Here is an 18,809-nt window from a genome sequence, read left to right as displayed (position 1 = left end):
GAACTCACTGAATCTGCAATTAAGGTTCTCTGACAATGTTATTGGTGAACTTACTTCAGCAATTTTACAGAGACGGCTAAAAGATAACTTTTCATCAGGGTTAAGAATGACACATATTCCTGTGATAAACTGCGCCTTCTTTTATGCGTTGACGATGAATATGACTGAATTTACTCCTATTAGCGCCTTAATCGGCGGAACCTTGCTCGGTTTTGGATCATTGTTATTGTTGCTACTTAATGGCCGTATTGCTGGTATATCAGGCATTTTAAGTGGCGCACTGCAATTCAAACACCCTAATGCGAAGTGGCGATGGGCTTTTATTGCTGGCCTGATATTAAGTGGCTTTTTAGCTCCCGCTTTGGGCTTCACTTTACCTACACACTTAGACGCTAGCTGGACACTGACCCTAATAGGCGGTTTTTTGGTCGGCTTTGGGACATACTTAGGTGCCGGCTGCACAAGTGGTCATGGTATTTGCGGTATTGGCAGATTGTCTAAACGCTCTATTGTTGCCACATTGGTGTTTATGTTCGTGGCCGCTATGGTGGTATTTATTACGCGTCATGTTATCGGAGCCTAGTATGAGTCAGCATCCACAAACTCCCTACCCCTTACAGACGCTAGTCGCGTTCATTTCTGGTGGTTTATTTGGTTTAGGATTAATCGTTGCACAAATGGTTGATGCTAACAAAGTCCTTAATTTTCTAGATTTTTTTGGCCATTGGGACCCAAGTCTGGTTTTAGTTATGGCCGCGGGATTAAGCGTATTTAGTCTTGGATATGTGTTTGGGGTTAAACCCAAAAGTAAGCCTTTATTAGATAATCAATTTTTTCTCCCCACAAAAAACCGCATTGATAAAAATTTATTAACTGGCGCAAGCTTCTTCGGATTAGGCTGGGGACTTGTTGGAATTTGTCCTGGTCCTGCCATCGTAAATGTAGTTACATTGAATGGCCAATTTATTGGATTTGTCATCGCAATGTTTTTTGGGATGTTTGCGGCAAAAAGGCTAGGGCGTGCTTAGCTATGTTGATAAATGAACATAAACACGCCTCAATAAAAAGTACTTAACCTTAACGAAATAGCATTGCTAATCTGAATACTCTCAGCTTAGCGATCTCTGTAGCATTAATTACTGGCTAATGTGTGATTAACCTATCAAATTAGTCGGGTTTATCTTGCCAAAAATAAAGATGCATTTAATACTCAGCTTAAAATTTATTCTTTGGGATCGTCATGACTACACCGGAATTATTCTCTGCTGAACAACAAGCGCACTTGTCTCAACTAGAGCAGTTACCCCTTATTGACCTGCTTAATCACATTGAAGCAACCCACCATAGATACATTCGTGACACCGCCCCCTTATTACAAGAGTACTTGCAGCGAATGGTGGTTGCCCATGCTGATGACCATCAAGAAATTGTCCCTTTATCACATTGCGTGACTGAGTTAATCGCAGAACTGATGCCACACCTTATTAAAGAAGAACGTATTTTATTCCCTGCTATACGCTCGCTTAGTCAGGGGCAAGAAGTTAATGGGTGCTTTGGTCATATTGGCAATCCTATTCATGTAATGGAGCATGAACATGATAATGCTCAGGAGATACTGCTACAGTTAAGAGCCTTAACGCATAACTACCTTATCCCTGAAGGGGCTTGTAACACCTGGCGTACCTGCTATAAAACGCTGGCAGAATTTGATGCCGATTTACAAATGCATATTCACTTAGAAAATAATATGCTGTTTCCTAAGGCCTTAGCGTTATAGTGTTATCAGCTGAGTCTCTTTGACTTTTGACTATCTTTTTCAGTCGATTATTCATAAGCTAACTACAGAATATGACTAATCGACTAACGTTATGCCTAACCATCACTACCCTACCTTTGCTTTAGATGATATTGCTAATCTTCACGAGTCTGCCCAGGTAGAATTTAAACTTGCGGGTGGACGTGATGGTAATGGCAAACTACCAGAAGGCATGTGGGAAACCTATAGTGCCTTTGCTAACACCTTAGGTGGTGAGATTATTTTAGGTGTAAAAGAAGAGCATGGTGAATTTAGTATTGAAGGCATTGTTAACCCGATGCCGATGCTCAGTGAAATTTGGCAAATTCTCAACAATCCGCAAAAAATCAGTCATAACATTTTATCGCCAACTGACGTGCAAATTATTGAAATAATGGGTAAGAAGTTGATCAGAATCCATGTGCCCGCTGTGGATCTGAAACTTAGACCAATTTACATTGGCCAAGATCCTTACAGCGGCACCTATTTTCGCGTAGGCGATGCCGATATGCACGCTAGCCATGAGCAGGTTGATCAAATGAGTAAGCGCAGCGGTTTAAAATTTAAGTAAATAAAAAGCCAATAAAACTGATTTATTGGCTTTGAATATCGAATAATAAGTTTATTTAAATGGCAACTTGATGCTCAGTAAAGGAGTGAATTACTCTAAATTGATTGTTAGCTTGTTTCTGCTGAATCAATTGCTCCACTAACTCGCGTATTTTAGGTTCTGCATCAATAAATTTATTCATATTAGCGCCCCCCATTCTTGCATCATAGATAGCCTCACCATCTAATCTGCCTTGATAAAATACTTTTATTTCGGCATACACCATGTATAACGCTAAATCCCACGCCCAATTTGCGGTATACGTTGCTGTCCACTCACAACCATTTTGCGCATCTAGCTCTTGAATGAGTCGGTATTTAATCTGTTTTTGCTGTAACACTTTTTCAAATTCTTTTAAAAAACCTTCACGCACATCTTTGTTTTCGACAATACACACCTCTGTCGCACTCGTGACTTCTATGGGGTCAACCTTTTGCTTAATCGAACATGCCGATAAACTTAAAATAGATAACACAACAATGAAGCTCAATCTTAATTTGGTGCTCATTTTTCTTCCTTGAATCAATATAGTTGAAGTGATAACTCAAAAATTAAATCACACAAAACACTTACACTCAACATGTTAAAAACGCCATAATTTAACGACAAAAATCCAATAACTTGCTGAGGTGAGTAATTTTTATCTGGGGCAATAAACTGGACGGTTTTTTATCTCTATTTTGTTGACAAGGATTAAGCCAAACGGTCTGACAGCCTGCTACTTTTGCACCAAAAATATCAGAGTTTGGGTGATCACCTATATGCAATAACTCAGAAGGTACAATAGCTAACTGGTTGCAAGCCATGGTAAACATGTCACTGTGGGGTTTCATTTTTACGCCATAACCTGGATGTAACACAAATTCCAGCACGTCACTTAATCCAATCCGACTGGCATCGACATTGCCATTGGTAATCCCCACCAATCTAAAGTCGACTTTTAATGCCTTCAAAATGGCGATGACATCTTCGGTGACGTTAAAATCACTGCGATAATGCTGAAAACAAGCCAATCCCGCTTGCGCTCCTTGGGTAGCTTGTATTTCATTGTAACCAAGCTGAATTAATCCCTCTCTGAGCATGGTATATCGCGCCGCTGAAGTATCATGTTTAAGTTCAGGATGCAGGGATTGTTGTGCCAATTTACACTTAAGCCAATCCTCTGGAGTCCATTGGGTAGACGCTGGATACTCACGATGTAATAAGGCAAATGACTGCTTTACCGCATTGGCAATAATCGGCTGGTTATCATATAAGGTGTCGTCTAAATCAAAGCTGATTGCCTTGAATGGCTTAAGCCGTTGGTATTGAATGATGCCAGATTGAAGTTGTGCACTAACTGAAGATGGGGTAATGGATGCTGAAGCAGACTGGTACTTTGGGTCGTGATGTTTCATCATGAACTCCCTTTGGTTTTCTTGGCTCGAGGATGAGCCCCATCATAGACTTTGGCTAAATGCTGAAAATCAAGACTTGTATAAATTTGGGTAGTAGAAAGATTAGCATGCCCTAATAACTCCTGCACCGCCCTTAAATCGGCACTGGATTCAAGCATATGAGTGGCAAACGAATGACGTAGTTTATGCGGATGCACTTTTACTGATAATGCCTGCTCTTGCCCCCATTTATTCATCCGGGCTTGAATACTGCGGTGAGATAAGCGTTTACCCTGATTGCTAACAAATAAAGCATCGGCGGCATGTTGAGTTGGCATATCGGCTCGATGCATAAGCCACAAAGTTAACGCTTCCATAGCTAGCTTCCCAACGGGCACAATGCGTTGCTTACTACCTTTACCCATGACTTTCACTTCAGCATTATCTAGCTGAATATCATCGCAATTTAAAGCAGCAAGCTCAGCGAGTCGAAGGCCGCTTGAATAAAACAATTCCATAATGGCTTTATCACGAATAACCAGTGGATCATCACCATTAATATCAAGTAAATGACTAACGGCATCTACGTCCATATTTTTGGGCAAGGGTTTATTTTGCTTAGGCGCAGTCAGGGTTTGAGCGGGGTTAATCTGTATCTTTTTTTCGGTCAATAAGAACTCAAAAAACTGCTTTTGCGCCGATAAATGCAATGAAATTGACCTTGGGCTTAGCCCCTGACGATGTAACTTAGCCAGTACTTGTTGCAATTGCTCGCGGTTGGCATCTTGTAATAACACCTTATCGCCCAATAGCGATTGGGCCCGCGTCAATTCATACAGATAGTTACGAATTGTGTAGGCAGACAATTGACGTTCAGAGGTCAAATATTGGCAATACTTTGCTTGCCAATCATTGTGTGGCATGGTGTTGACTCCGGTTATGATTGAGCAATGCCGTTACACTGATGATTACACGCCCCAAAATATCAGTCGCAACACAGCTAAAAAGTCGGCAATAGGTGGTCCAATAAACGGCGTAATTGACTGAATAGTAATGAATCCATATCAGGATAGAAGTGAGCGGGATCGCTGCTGGCAATCGCAAATATTACCTGACCATTCTCATTTGATAATCGTGTTAATGCTACTGAGCCAACTTCACTGCCGAATAATCGTTTTGATTCTGATTGGGTTAAGCGACCAAAATAGTAATTATTTTGGATCCTATGACGCCATATATTAGCCAGTTCACTGTCGATATCATGCACTGTGATTAATCGTACATGGGTGAAACCAAATTCCTGTTGCAACCCTTCTGACAGGGTTTGTCTCAGCGCCCCTAAATCTTCACACGCAAGCAACTGAAACGACAATTCAGTGTTGAATAAAAAAATGCGCTCATTTTGTTTAGCCACATTCATTAAGCTGGTAATTTCTTCCTCAAGTTGAGTCACTTTTTGACGCAATATTTCTTGTCTGCGCTCAACTAAAGATACCACCCCACGCTCATGATGACTTAATCTCAACGCAATCAATAGCTCAGGAAACCGATTGAAAAAATCAGGGTTATCCAATAAATATTCACGAATGATGTTTTCATCGAGTAATTGATGTTTAAAGTTTGCCATCATTTCAGCACTTAAATCCTGGCCAATCGCATCAATATTTAATGCGGTTTCTGATGGTATATCTTGATTTGATGCCACATCAGCGGCTGAAGTTAAGTCACTCATAAAAAATTACTATTCCTAAATATTACAACTGAATTTGACCATCATATACATGTTCGGCCGGACCTGTCATCCATAATGATTTACCTTCACCCTCCCAATTAATCGTCAGTGAGCCTCCGGGTAAATCGACCCTAACCTGGTTATCTAATTTATCTTGCAACATACCAACAGCTACAGCTGCACACGCACCCGTGCCACAAGCCAATGTTTCAGCAGCGCCACGCTCATACACTCGTAATTTGATGTGACTGGAACTCACCACCTGCATAAACCCAACATTAACCCCTTTTGGAAAACGCTCGTGGTTGGTTAACATCGCGCCAATTTCCGCTACAGCCGCCTTTTCTACGTCTTCCACTTCTAATACACAATGTGGATTTCCCATAGAAATTGCACCACATAAAAAAGTTTGCAACGGTGTTTGAAGTAAATAGGTTTTTTCACTCTTTTTGGCTTTAAAAGGAATTTGACTAGGGTCAATAACAGGCACGCCCATGTTAACGGTCACATGCCCATCGCGTTCAATTCGCAAAGTGATTTTGCCAGAACTGGTGCTAACGCGGATTTTATTCTTATTTGTTAAGCCTTTATTACGCACAAAGCGAGCAAAACAACGTGCACCATTGCCGCACTGTTCCACTTCGCTGCCATCGGCATTAAAAATACGATAATGAAAATCTAAATCGGGATCATAGGGCGGCTCAACCAATAATAATTGATCAAAGCCAATCCCAAAATTTCGATCGGCTAAGCGACGAATCTGCTCTGGCGAAAAAAATACATTTTGGGTGACGCCATCAACCACCATAAAGTCGTTGCCTAGCCCATGCATTTTAGTGAATTGAATCAAAGACTTTTCCTTTTCTATTGACGCATTAAGGCAGTAAGTGCTCACCTTGCCAAAGTTGGGCAACTGTTTCACGTTCACGTACTAATATATCTTGTGTACCATCAACCATCACCTCAGCCACACGTGGACGAGAGTTATAATTAGATGACATCACAAAGCCATAAGCTCCACTTGAGCGCACTGCAAGTAGGTCACCCGCATTAACAGCGAGTTGTCGATCTTTTCCTAAAAAGTCGCCTGTTTCACACACAGGGCCGACGACATCATAAGCTTGAGTTGGCGCATCAGTTTGATTCACTGGAATAATATTCTGCCATGCGCTGTAAAGCGATGGACGAATAAGATCATTCATGGCGCCATCGACAATCGCAAAACGTTTGTCGCTATTTTCTTTTAAGAAAAGCACTTCGGTCACAAAAATACCCGCATTAGCTGCAATGGCTCGGCCTGGCTCAAATATCAGTTTGATCGGACGTTGACCTAAACGCTCAAGCAAGGCTGCTGCGTAAGCATCTGGGTGCGGAGGCGTTTCATTGTTATATGGCACACCTAATCCCCCGCCAACGTCAAAGTGTTCGATATCGATATCTTGCTCTGCTAAACGGTCAATCAGCGCTAACATGCGATCCATCGCATCTAAAAAGGGCTTAATTTCAGTGAGCTGTGAACCAATATGACAATCTACCCCTTTCACATGTAAATGAGGTAATGCGGCAGCACGGGCAAAAACCTGTTCAGCCTCATCCATAGCGATACCAAATTTATTTTCTTTTAATCCGGTAGAAATATAAGGATGGGTGCCCGCATCAACATCAGGATTAACCCGCAAAGACACTGGCGCAATATAACCTAAACGTCCCGCAACATCATTTAGCAGCTCAAGCTCTGCGCTTGATTCCACATTAAAGCAGTAAATGCCTACCTTAAGTGCTTGTTCCATTTCTGGTACCGTTTTACCAACACCTGAAAAAACCACTTTTTTAGGGTCTCCACCGGCTTGTAAAACACGCGACAGCTCGCCGCCAGATACAATGTCAAAACCACTGCCTAAACGGGCTAAGGTATTCAGCACACCAAGGTTAGAGTTTGCTTTAACGGCATAGCACACCAAATGTGGATGATCAGCCACTGCCTTATCAAAAGCATGCCAATGGCGCTCTAGGGTTGCTCGGGAATAAATATAAAGTGGGGTACCATGTTTTTTAGCTAACGCACTTACATCGCAACCTTCGGCAAATAACTTACTCTCTTGATAAGTAAAAAAATCCACAATGCATTTCCTATTCTATTGCTGTTTTTCAGCGGGTGAGTCCAATTCTACTGGTGTTATTTTGGTGTCAGCAACTGCAGGCACAACGGCAGTTTGGTTATCTTCCGGTGTAGGCGTTTTATATAACGGCCCTTTCTGACCACAGGCAGTAAGCAATAGGCTAGCAAGCAAAAGTAATAAAAGCAGTCTCATTTTTCTCAACATCTGTGCATCTGATCAATTATGGCCTTATAATCGCATTCATCACGCAGAAAGCAAAGGATAGAAATGCATGGCTATGACAGATACTGAGTTTCACCAATTGGCTGATGAAATTTTCAGCGCCATTGATAGTGCCATCGAAACCGCCATTGATGAACAAGATGCCGACGTAGATATTGATTACAGTGGTAATGTAGTGCAATTAAGTTTTGAAGATGGCTCGCAAATTGTTATCAATAAACAAGAGCCATTGCATGAGATTTGGCTGGCGACTAAAACTGGTGGTTACCATTTCACTTATCAAAACGGTAAATGGTTAGATACCCGCAACAACATTGATTTTGTGCCTTTTGTGCTTGAATCGATTGCCAAGCAAGGCGGGATTGTGATCAGCATCTGATCGCATCCTCTTTGTCATGAAATAGGCTCAGTTAAAACGCTGAGCCCATTTCATCTTCGGTTACCCCAAAAGGCTCAACCTGCAACACACCATCCTTTCGTACTAAATGGAAAAATTGCGGCATATTAAAAAATGCTTGCTGGTCTTGATGGCTATTTTTCACAAAGTGCATGCTTTGTTGGTTAACTAGCTGCGCGATCGTCATATCATCTAATACGCTATGAGTCAGTTTGTTGTGCTCATCAACCAAAATCACCTCAAGATTTTGTTTTAACTGACGTAAAAAAAACTGTTTTGCGCCATGTGAAATATATCGCTGAATAATGGTTGGAACGGTAGCAAAAGGCTCATTATTAAGTTCTGGCCGAGGTAGATGATTCACTAATCGGGGGCGATTGTAATGAAATATGGCCTTGTGCGCGATTAATGGTTTATAAACCATACCTAATGAGTTGAAATGTAAGCCATACTTTTTATCGGCCAAATTAAGTTCAATTAACAGTGTCTGGCTATCGGTTACCCGTTGAATCGTTTGGTAACACAAATCAAGCAGCTGAGTAAGTTGATCGCTTATTTGTTTGGATAATTTAGCCGAGCATGAAAATACTGAAATATGGCTTTGAGCATCGGCTCGCTTAAGTCCTAATACTAAAAATGAAATAGCATCAAGTAATGCCACCTCACCTTCAAATCGATGACTATGCCACTCCCCCCAACTATTTAAACTGATGATATCTATACTAGACAGCATATTTTGCTTGCTACGACCTAAAGATAAAATATCACCGTTCATGTAATCAACCATGATTTCCTGACCATGCCATAGTTCAGTTGGGTCGTCATCCATGTTAGCAACCACGATAAGTTGCTGATAAAACCAAGACTGACATAAATGACGTTTTGTGACTTCAAAACGATGGTTAACATGGGGTAATAAAACATTGGCAAGGTGCGCTAACTTGGTTGCATATGATTTGCTTCGCTCAATGGCAAACCAACGCGTTTTATCGGTAACCAGTCCATTCATTACGGCCCAAGCCACAACATCAACGACCGTTTTGCCAATAAATAATGCTTGCTGACCTATTAACTGTTTAGCTGAAGTGATCTCACGGAACAATTGATATTGCGATTTTTTTTTCGAATACCACACAGCTAACACAGGCTCATTGACGCCTTGACTCCACAAAGGGTTCAATGAGGGCAGCGTATGAGGATCATCGTTAAAAAATCCGTGTAATTTACGTGCTAACAACCCTAACTCTTCAACCCGCATACGATCACTTAATTCATGCTTTGAGGCAAACTGCAGTAAATTTTTATAGCTGGTCAATAACAGTTCATTTAATTGTTGGTTAAACCATTGTAATTGGCCAGAATGCCAATTATTTGCATTATCTAGGGTAAGCAATAAGCTGCTTGGCCAATGCCAATCTAGGGTGAGTTGTGTAAGCTTTTGCGTTCGCCAATCATTATTGACTGCTTGTGGTGCTGATAACGCAATACCACATTTAAGATAAAAACACCGCCTAGCAATTTCAAGCCGCCTCACTTCTCGTCTAGATAATAAATACGCTTCAATTCTTTGATACAAAATCAGATAAGTATCGTTATCCTCAGAGAAATTATCCGCTAAACAATATTGCCAAATGGTGTCGGTAATCATGTGTTTTTGAGGGTAATCACTGGCGTAAACTTCCAGTAATAGCACTTTTAATAATGCTTTGTGCGGTTTATTTAAGCCTTTATACAACTGCCACAAAGACGCGCCAAAATATTCGCTGGCAGGAATATTATCTAACGTCCCTAAATACAGTAAATTATCGCCCTGAGCATTTGGCCACCACGCCACAGACTTGCCCGCCAAACGAATGTGAGTACGATAAAACTCTTCTAATAAAAGCCAATGTTGCGCAGAGCCACTGTGCTCTTCACCCAAAGGTTGGCAATTGTCATATAGACCACATTCTTGAAATTGATTTGGGTGAATAAGGTAAAAGTTGACTTCAAAATCAAATTGGGCAAACCAGGTGGTTAATCGAGCCGTTTTGTCAGTTATTAGCTTTAGATCGGCGCGATTTAATGATTGATGATGAACAAGCCAAATATCCACGTCGCTATTCAAGTTTTGCCCAAAACTCGACGAGCTGCCCATGGCATAAACTCCCTCAAATGCATAGGGTTGTTCCGAGACCATAGGAAAATATTCAATATCAGCAAGTTGGCACGCGCGTTTTATGGCATCATTAAATGAAAATTGACAAACCCCAGAAGGCGTTGAAGCATCAGTATAACCAGGTAATTGCTTGTGATTAACCTGAAGTAAATAAGGGATAAGTAAAAAAAGTTGGTACTGATGTTCAGGTAGCGTTAGTTGAACACGTTGTAATCGCAACGTATTCAATTTTTCAGCGCAAATAATCGCACTGTTATGCCCAACACGTTCATGCTGAATAATAGACAAAGACTCCATCCTTAAATCACTCACATGCACCGATACAATAGCTCAACAATTCAGATGAGTTTTATCAGTATCAAATGTGACCTGTATCAAATAAAACAACCAATACGTGATAAGGTTAACACTAAATTAGGTTTTCGCAATCTAGCCGAAAGTCTTGTTGTGGAATTGAATTGTATCAATTTGCACAAAACACAGTTAAAACGTTTGAATTTCATACACAATGGCAGCAGAAAATGCCTGATAAGCTATTAGCGACAAAGAAATTCATACAATGACAATGCAGACCTTCACTTAAAAATCACCAAACGTTGATTCACCAGTAAAATTATTCGCAACATCAATATTATTAAGCTTGATCATTAAAGCTATTTGGCAGATTTGTGGCGAAATTAAGAAATCATGGTGCGACTTCAAACAATTTCAACACAGTTATGACAAATGCCTAAATCCAATGTTAGCATTAGCGCAATTACTGTTAAGTAGATGGATAAATATGGCTATGTCTGAAAACACTATTCGTATCGCAACGCGTAAAAGTCCACTGGCAATGTGGCAAGCTGAGTTTGTAAAGGCAGAATTAGAGCGCATTCACCCAGGGTTAATCGTTGAACTCCTTCCAATGAGCACTAAAGGTGATGTGATTTTAGACACACCACTCGCCAAAGTGGGTGGCAAAGGCTTATTTGTTAAAGAACTTGAAGTTGCCATGTTAGAAGACCGTGCTGATATCGCAGTGCATTCAATGAAAGATGTGCCAGTAGATTTTCCTGAAGGACTTGGTTTGCAAGTCATTTGTGAGCGTGAAGATCCTCGCGATGCATTTGTGTCAAATAGCTATAAAAGTATCAGCGAACTCCCCCTAGGCGCTGTAGTGGGTACATCAAGTCTTCGTCGTCAATGCCAAATACGTGCGTCTCGCCCCGACCTTGTTATCAAAGATTTGCGTGGCAACGTTGGCACCCGTTTAGCAAAATTAGACAGTGGTGATTATGATGCCATTATTCTTGCCGCTGCTGGCCTAATTCGCCTTAAGTTAGAGCAACGTATCGCCAGCTTTATTTCTGCAGAAGAGTCATTACCCGCTAACGGCCAAGGTGCTGTAGGAATTGAATGTCGTAGCAATGATGAACGCGTGAAAAGCCTACTTGCTCCCCTTGAACATTTAGAAACCCGTTATCGCGTATTAGCTGAGCGAGCTATGAATACTCGCTTAGAAGGCGGTTGTCAGGTTCCGATTGGTGCATATGCTGAAATCGTTGGCGATACATTAACCCTACGCGGTTTAGTGGGTAATCCAGATGGTAGTCAGGTGATCACAGGACAAGTTGCTGGCGATAAAACCCAAGCCATTGAACTAGGACAAGCTCTGGCGAATGATCTTCTCAGTCGCGGTGCTAAAACCATCCTAGACGCCGTTTACGCTAAGTAATGATTTGACCATGAAAGTCTTGCTAACGCGGCCAGAAGGCCGTAATCAAGATATGATTGAGCAACTTGAAAAACGTCAAGTTGCTCATATGGTGACTCCGCTTTTAGCAGTTGAAGCCACTCATCAAGCTGTCCCATCACATTTTTTTGATGTAAATAACCTGATTTTCATCAGCACCAATGCCGTTAAATTTACCGCAGAAAAACTCCAGTATCAGTTTCCTTTATCATGCCGATACTTTGCCGTCGGGCAAGCCACTACCGATGCATTAAAGTGTTTTAACTTAAACGTTTTTACTGCACCAGAAGAAAGTCAGGATAGCGAAGGATTACTGTCATTACCTCAACTGCAAAATGTGAATAAACAATCATTTATTATATGCAGAGGATCGGGCGGTCGAGAAACTATCGCAGAAGAACTCCAACAACGTGGCGCCACAGTCTGTTATTGGGATGTCTATCAACGTACTGCCCCGCAATTCCATGAACAACCGATATATCAACAATGGACCGCATTTGGTATTGATACGATTGTGGTGACCAGCGGTGAGATATTAACCAATTTAATTGCACTAATTCCAAAAGAATTATTTGCATGGCTACATTCATGTCATATCATAGTGCCAAGTAATCGTGTGGAATTACAGGCAAATGCATTAGGATTACACCGAGTAACCAATGCAAATGGAGCAAATACTCAAGCTGTACTTGCAGCTTTAGGTCTGTCTGCGTAATTTCCTCTTCATCACATGATTTAATGATAGTGAGTTTTTCACGATCAAATTGTCGTATTTTGCTTTCAAGGACTGTTCATGGATAACAACACACCCGAAACCACTGAAGTTGACACAAACGAAACCGTGTTAAAGCCTCAGGCAAAGGACGACTCATCTAAAGTGACTAAAACGCCACCAACGTTAAAACGCGCGCCCGGACCATCAAGCCGCCATCGCAAATTAGGTAGTTCGTGGTGGGTAAGATTAAGCATATTGATTAGCTGGTTAGCTGCAGGAGCAGCCATTGCAGGATGTTATTGGTTATATTTGCAACTCAATAACCAGCAAGCTCAACAACAAAAGTTAGTCAGTGACTTCTCTGCCGTCGAAGTGCGTAATCAGCAACTTAAGCAGGAGCTACAGCAATCACTTTCAGCGCCAAATCAACGTATTGCCCAGTTAGAGCAGCAACAAAGTGATGATGCCAAAGCCTATCAGCAATTAGTTTCACTACAAAAAGCGCATCAACAACTGCAAGAGCGTGTTGCTATTGTTGCACAACGCAGTCCTAATCATTGGATGGCTTCTGAAGCAGAATACCTTGTTCGTATGGCCAGCCGAAAAGTTTGGCTTGAAAAAGATCCTCAAACAGCTGTCCGTTTATTGCAAGCCGCTGATAACAGAATTGAAGCGATGAAAGATCCCGCTTTACATCAACTGCGTAAAGCCCTTGCCCATGATATTGTTACAACTCAAGCAATTAAAATCACCGATATAGCAGGTTCAGTTTATGCCATTGATGCGGTAATAGATCAAATCGCTAACTTACCATTAAATAGAATCAATACCGAAATATCAGCAGATCCTTTAACCGAGCCACTTACCGACTCGATTGACGATTGGCAAACCAACCTTTCTAAGTCATTTAAACAGTTTGTTGAAGGCTTTATTACCATCAGACAACGCACCACAGATTTAGAGCCACTTTTACCCTTAGAGCAACAGTGGTATTTAGTTGAAAATGTGCGCTTTAAGCTATTGCAAGCACAGTTATCGCTGCATAACTATGATGCACAAGGTTATAAAAGTGCGATCGATTATGCGAAGCGATGGGTAAAGCAATATTTTGATACGAATGACCGAAATACGCTGAACGTTTTAGCCCAACTTGATAAATTATCAGGTCTCACTATAGAGTCGATTAACACCAAGCAATTTCAATCAACACCTTTATTACAAGAGTTAATGACTTATGGACAAATGATGCCAGAAGAGGAGCCAACGCTATGATAAAACTGTTAGCGTATGTGCTCATCATCGTTTTAGGACTGTGTCTAACACCTTATATTTTAGCCACTAAAGGCTATATCTATATTGCAATATGGGATTATCAAATTGAAACTAGCTTAGCCTTTGGGCTGCTAGTCCTTTTTGCCATTTTTGTTGCATTTGAAATCATTAAAAGAGCCTTAGTTTTAGTATTGACTCTGGTGCTCAACAGTCGATTTTTACCTGAACAATGGCGGATAAAAAAAGCCAAAAAGCAAACGTTACTCGGTGCTTTAGCATTGGCAGAAGAAGATTGGCCTGCTGCCGAAAAAGCAATGGCTAAAGGGGCTGAGAATGGCGAATTACCGGCATTAAACTATTTCGCTGCCGCTCGCGCGGCCCAGCATCAACAAAAAATTGCTGAACGAGATAGCTATCTTACCCAAGCTCAAGCAGAGCCTTTAGCAAAAGCCGCGGCGCTGACAACTCGCACCCGTTATTTACTTCAACAAGGCGAGTTAACTCAAGCACGAGTTTTACTTGATGAACTTGAACCAACCAGCAAGAGTAAAAATCCTGTTTTAAAAATTGCGGCTGATTTGTACCTCGCCCAGCAAGATTGGTCGGCGCTAAAGTTAATATTACCTATTTTAGCCAAACGCCATATTTATCCTGAAGAAAAGTTACAAACAATCTCGGTGCAAACGAATGTACAACTGGTTAACAAAGCCGCTGAACAGTCGTCAAACGATTTAGATAAATGTTGGGGCTGGTTTAGCAAATCTGAAAAAACTCCAACTGATACCTTTGTGGCTTATTTGTATGCTTTATGCAAATTACAACGTAAAGACGAAGCGCTAAAATTATTGTCAAAACGTCTTAAAGCAGAGCCCACTGCGGCTTTATTTGATGCGGTAGCAAAAATAGCCACCGCCCATGATCAAGACATCAGAAAAACATTAACAAAGTTTGAGCAAACCCATGAAAATATAGTAAATTATCAAGAGTGCCTTGCGAACCTTGCTTTGCAAACACGAGATTTCAAACAAGCAAAAATGCATTTTAATCATGCCTGCCATATTAGCCCTACTCGTGCTAGATGGTTAGCACTTGCACAAGTTCAAGAACAACTCGGTGACAATATGATGGCTTTACAAAGCTATCGAAACGCGGCACATCTTAACGATTAACTGCTTTGGTCAAGAAATGATAATCTTTGAATCTTAAAGGTTTTCATTTCTTGACCATCTACCATGCTCCCCTTCGCCTGCTTCTGCTTTATCAAAATCCTCAGAACCCAAATGAGCTAAATCATCGTAGCTAGTGTTTTATGCGCTCTAAAAAATAAGCTTTATATAGAGTTAAAACTCAACCCTAGATGTTATTCAATTTATTTACATAAATTTCAGGTGAACGTCATAAGCTGAAACGTTTTGTATTCTACAATAATCTTTAATGAAAAAATTTCAGAAAGTTATAGCTTTTTACTGCATAGTCAAAAAATTGACTATGTTATGGTTTTGGCATAAAATTGTAAGATCTAAACTAAGCTTAAATAATGTATAAAAAACTGTTTATACAAAATCAGGCTAAACACTTTATTTAATAAGCATTTTTGAGTTTGCACTAGCTGTTGGGAGCTAAAAACATGGGTACGATCACAACTTCAAAAACGGGCACGTTAACTGAAACGCAAAGTAATATCAGTTTATCTGTAGACAATAAATTAACATCTGTTCAGTTAGGGCAAGCAATACCGTCTGGAAGCGTGTTAGTTTTTGATGATAATGCTCGTTTTGTTATCACATTCGATGATGGTACCATTTATGCGACAGACGCAGACACACTTCCCCAATCAACGTCAAATGCAGATATTGCTAACTTAGATGCACTAGATGAAATTGAAGCTCTCCAGGCTTTGATTGCATCAGGTGAAGATCCAACTGCGGAACTACCTGAAACCGCTGCTGGCACACCTACTGGTAATCAAGGCAACTCAGGGTTCGTATCTTTAACACGAACCGGTGATGAAACCATTGCTAATGCTGGATTTAGTACTGCAGCCCAACCTGCAGCAGCCCCATTAGCACAAGAAGATACCCCAATTATTCTTAATGATGTCCCATCAGTATTGGCTAACGATAGCAATACTGTCTCCGAAGATACGGTTGCTACTGGTAACGTATTAGATAATGACAGCGATGTAGACTCAAACTTATCCGTTGTCAGCTTTGAGGTGGAAGGTCAATCCTATGAGGCAGGGACACAAGTCACGTTAGAAAATGGCGTGCTAGTCCTCAACGCTGATGGTTCATATACATTTACCCCAAATGAAAACTGGAACGGTCAAGTCCCAGTGATCACCTACACCACCAATACTGGCGTTACTGCAACATTAACCATTGAAGTAACACCTGTTGATGATGCCTCTGTATTGGCGAACGACAGCCAAATTATTGCCGAAGATACGGTTGCTACTGGTAACGTATTAGATAATGACAGTGATGTAGACTCAAACTTATCCGTTGTCAGCTTTGAAGTAGAAGGTCAATCCTATGCAGCTGGTACACAAGTCACGTTAGAAAATGGCGTGCTAGTCCTAAATGCTGATGGTTCATATACCTTTACCCCAAATGAAAACTGGAACGGTCAAGTCCCAGTGATCACCTACACCACCAATACCGGCGTTACTGCAACATTAACCATTGAAGTAACACCTGTTGATGATGCCTCTGTATTGGTGAACGACAGCCAAACTATCGCCGAAGATACGGTTGCTACTGGTAACGTATTAGATAATGACAGCGATATTGACTCAGATTTAGCCGTTGTCAGCTTTGAAGTAGAAGGTCAATCCTATGCAGCTGGTACACAAGTCACGTTAGAAAATGGCGTGCTAGTCCTAAATGCTGATGGTTCATATACCTTTACCCCAAATGAAAACTGGAACGGTCAAGTCCCAGTGATCACCTACACCACCAATACCGGCGTTACTGCAACATTAACCATTGAAGTGACGCCTGTTGATGATGCCTCTGTATTGGTGAACGACAGCCAAACTATCGCCGAAGATACGGTTGCTACTGGTAACGTATTAGATAATGACAGCGATATTGACTCAGATTTAGCCGTTGTCAGTTTTGAAGTAGAAGGTCAATCCTATGCAGCTGGTACACAAGTCACGTTAGAAAATGGCGTGCTAGTCCTAAATGCTGATGGTTCATATACCTTTACCCCTAATGAAAACTGGAACGGTCAAGTCCCAGTGATCACCTACACCACCAATACCGGCGTTACTGCAACATTAACCATTGAAGTGACGCCAGTCGATGATCCGACGGTCACATTGAATGACGTGGTGACGGTAGCTGAAGACACACCAGCGACAGGTAATGTGTTAGATAACGACAGCGATCCAGATTCTGACTTAACCGTGGTTTCTTTTGAGGTCAATGGTGAAACCTACCTAGCGGGCAGTGAAGTCACGCTTGAAGGCGGCACTCTTGTCATCAACGCTGATGGTTCATACACCTTTACCCCAAATGACAACTGGAACGGTCAAGTCCCAGTGATCACCTACACCACCAATACGGGTTCAACAGCAACATTAACCATTGAAGTAACGCCTGTTGATGATGCCTCTGTATTGGTGAATGACAGCCAAACTATCGCTGAAGATACGGTTGCTACTGGTAACGTATTAGATAATGACAGCGATATTGACTCAGATTTAGCCGTGGTTTCTTTTGAAGTAAATGGTGAAACCTACCTAGCGGGAAGTGAAGTCACGCTTGAAGGCGGCACTCTTGTCATCAACGCTGATGGTTCATACACCTTCACCCCAAATGACAACTGGAACGGCAGCGTTCCTGTGATCACCTACACCACCAATACTGGCGTTACTGCAACATTAACCATTGAAGTAACACCTGTAGGTGATCCAGCAACTATAACAGTTAACGACTCTGACAAAGGCACGGTCACTGAAGACGGCGCCAGCGACAACGATGCCAATACCGTACAAACGGTTAACGGTAAGCTAGACGTCACTGACGTCGACACCGGCGAAGCCATTTTCCAAGTACAAACCAATGTCGCCGATGGCAACTACGGGACCTTCTCGATTGATGCGAACGGTAACTGGACCTATGTCCTTAATAACGACCACATCGATGTGCAATCTCTGACTGCAGGTCAAACCTTGACCCGTGACATCACCGTTACCTCAAAAGATGGCACGGACACACACACTGTGACCATTACCATTGTGGGTGCGAACGATCCAGCTGACATTACTGTCGGCACCGGCAACGGCGATAGCGACAAAGGCACGGTCACTGAAGACGGCGCCAGCGACAACGATGCCAATACCGTACAAACGGTTAACGGTAAGCTAGACGTCACTGACGTCGACACCGGCGAAGCCATTTTCCAAGTACAAACCAATGTCGCCGATGGCAACTACGGGACCTTCTCGATTGATGCGAACGGTAACTGGACCTATGTCCTTAATAACGACCACATCGATGTGCAATCTCTGACTGCAGGTCAAACCTTGACCCGTGATATCACCGTGACCTCCAAAGATGGCACGGCCACACACACAGTGACCATTACCATTAATGGTACTGACGATGTTCCTACTCTGGTGGCGGATACTGGCAGCGTCACTGAAGATACCGCGGTAACCGTCGACGG

General features: G+C 41.8%; 18 protein-coding genes. 10 read left to right on the top strand and 8 right to left on the bottom strand.

Translation table 11 applies throughout. From position 1 onward, the window contains the following. Nucleotides 1–106: 106 nt before the first annotated feature. The 4 genes from OHT75_RS02165 to OHT75_RS02150 all read left to right on the top strand — a co-directional run bounded on the left by OHT75_RS02165 (nucleotide 107) and on the right by OHT75_RS02150 (nucleotide 2,366). Nucleotides 107–583, top strand: coding sequence for a YeeE/YedE family protein (locus OHT75_RS02165; protein ID WP_319803622.1), 477 nt, complete (start codon nucleotides 107–109; stop codon nucleotides 581–583). A gap of 1 nt (nucleotide 584) precedes the next feature. After that, nucleotides 585–1,028, top strand: a complete 444-nt coding sequence (locus OHT75_RS02160) for a YeeE/YedE family protein (RefSeq protein WP_264724762.1) — start codon at nucleotides 585–587, stop codon at nucleotides 1,026–1,028. Nucleotides 1,029–1,240: 212 nt separating this feature from the next. Continuing rightward, entirely contained in the window at nucleotides 1,241–1,777 is a 537-nt protein-coding gene (locus OHT75_RS02155) for a hemerythrin domain-containing protein (protein ID WP_264724761.1), read from the top strand. Between the two features lie 91 nt (nucleotides 1,778–1,868). Next, nucleotides 1,869–2,366: an AlbA family DNA-binding domain-containing protein gene (locus OHT75_RS02150; RefSeq protein ID WP_264724760.1), complete on the top strand. Its 498-nt coding sequence runs from the start codon at nucleotides 1,869–1,871 to the stop codon at nucleotides 2,364–2,366. Nucleotides 2,367–2,421: 55 nt separating this feature from the next. On the opposite strand, the gene OHT75_RS02145 is transcribed toward OHT75_RS02150, so the two are convergent. The 7 genes from OHT75_RS02145 to lptM all read right to left on the bottom strand — a co-directional run bounded on the left by OHT75_RS02145 (nucleotide 2,422) and on the right by lptM (nucleotide 7,837). After that, entirely contained in the window at nucleotides 2,422–2,913 is a 492-nt protein-coding gene (locus OHT75_RS02145) for an Sbal_3080 family lipoprotein (RefSeq protein ID WP_264724759.1), read from the bottom strand. A gap of 91 nt (nucleotides 2,914–3,004) precedes the next feature. Beyond that, entirely contained in the window at nucleotides 3,005–3,805 is an 801-nt protein-coding gene (locus OHT75_RS02140; protein WP_264724758.1) for an HAD-IA family hydrolase, read from the bottom strand. Further along, nucleotides 3,802–4,704, bottom strand: coding sequence for a tyrosine recombinase XerC (xerC, locus tag OHT75_RS02135; protein WP_264724757.1), 903 nt, complete (start codon nucleotides 4,702–4,704; stop codon nucleotides 3,802–3,804). Before xerC ends, OHT75_RS02140 begins: the two co-directional genes overlap by 4 nt. 77 nt (nucleotides 4,705–4,781) lie before the next feature. After that, nucleotides 4,782–5,408: a DUF484 family protein gene (locus OHT75_RS02130; protein WP_264725134.1), complete on the bottom strand. Its 627-nt coding sequence runs from the start codon at nucleotides 5,406–5,408 to the stop codon at nucleotides 4,782–4,784. A gap of 127 nt (nucleotides 5,409–5,535) precedes the next feature. Continuing rightward, nucleotides 5,536–6,363 (bottom strand): diaminopimelate epimerase, encoded by an 828-nt coding sequence (gene dapF, locus OHT75_RS02125; protein ID WP_264724756.1) that lies wholly within the window; start codon nucleotides 6,361–6,363, stop codon nucleotides 5,536–5,538. 25 nt (nucleotides 6,364–6,388) lie between these two features. Next, nucleotides 6,389–7,633, bottom strand: a complete 1,245-nt coding sequence (gene lysA, locus OHT75_RS02120; protein ID WP_264724755.1) for a diaminopimelate decarboxylase — start codon at nucleotides 7,631–7,633, stop codon at nucleotides 6,389–6,391. A gap of 15 nt (nucleotides 7,634–7,648) precedes the next feature. Further along, nucleotides 7,649–7,837, bottom strand: coding sequence for an LPS translocon maturation chaperone LptM (gene lptM, locus OHT75_RS02115; protein ID WP_264724754.1), 189 nt, complete (start codon nucleotides 7,835–7,837; stop codon nucleotides 7,649–7,651). Between the two features lie 67 nt (nucleotides 7,838–7,904). Between lptM and cyaY the strand changes: the two genes are divergently transcribed. Beyond that, a complete protein-coding gene (gene cyaY, locus OHT75_RS02110; protein ID WP_264724753.1) occupies nucleotides 7,905–8,234 on the top strand; it encodes an iron donor protein CyaY in 330 nt (109 codons plus the stop codon). 31 nt (nucleotides 8,235–8,265) lie between these two features. On the opposite strand, the gene OHT75_RS02105 is transcribed toward cyaY, so the two are convergent. Next, nucleotides 8,266–10,698, bottom strand: a complete 2,433-nt coding sequence (locus OHT75_RS02105) for a class I adenylate cyclase (protein WP_264724752.1) — start codon at nucleotides 10,696–10,698, stop codon at nucleotides 8,266–8,268. 499 nt (nucleotides 10,699–11,197) lie between these two features. Between OHT75_RS02105 and hemC the strand changes: the two genes are divergently transcribed. The 5 genes from hemC to OHT75_RS02080 all read left to right on the top strand — a co-directional run. After that, nucleotides 11,198–12,127 (top strand): hydroxymethylbilane synthase, encoded by a 930-nt coding sequence (gene hemC / locus OHT75_RS02100; protein ID WP_264725133.1) that lies wholly within the window; start codon nucleotides 11,198–11,200, stop codon nucleotides 12,125–12,127. Nucleotides 12,128–12,137: 10 nt separating this feature from the next. Next, nucleotides 12,138–12,860 (top strand): uroporphyrinogen-III synthase, encoded by a 723-nt coding sequence (locus OHT75_RS02095; protein WP_264724750.1) that lies wholly within the window; start codon nucleotides 12,138–12,140, stop codon nucleotides 12,858–12,860. Nucleotides 12,861–12,938: 78 nt separating this feature from the next. Beyond that, on the top strand, nucleotides 12,939–14,132 hold the full coding sequence (locus OHT75_RS02090) for a uroporphyrinogen-III C-methyltransferase (protein ID WP_264724749.1): 1,194 nt from the start codon (nucleotides 12,939–12,941) through the stop codon (nucleotides 14,130–14,132). After that, the gene (locus tag OHT75_RS02085; RefSeq protein WP_264724748.1) at nucleotides 14,129–15,301 is read left to right on the top strand and encodes a heme biosynthesis HemY N-terminal domain-containing protein; all 1,173 of its coding nucleotides are present in this window, start codon (nucleotides 14,129–14,131) and stop codon (nucleotides 15,299–15,301) included. Before OHT75_RS02090 ends, OHT75_RS02085 begins: the two co-directional genes overlap by 4 nt. Before the next feature lie 458 nt (nucleotides 15,302–15,759). Then, nucleotides 15,760–18,809, top strand: a 3,050-nt coding sequence (locus OHT75_RS02080) for a retention module-containing protein (protein ID WP_264724747.1), incomplete at its 3' end; no start/stop codon positions are given.

Origin of the sequence: Shewanella subflava, from assembly GCF_025971955.1 — a bacterium.
Lineage (GTDB): Bacteria > Pseudomonadota > Gammaproteobacteria > Enterobacterales > Shewanellaceae > Shewanella > Shewanella subflava.
Note: the sequence above shows the minus strand (reverse complement) of the source record. Positions and strands in the feature narration are given on the sequence as shown.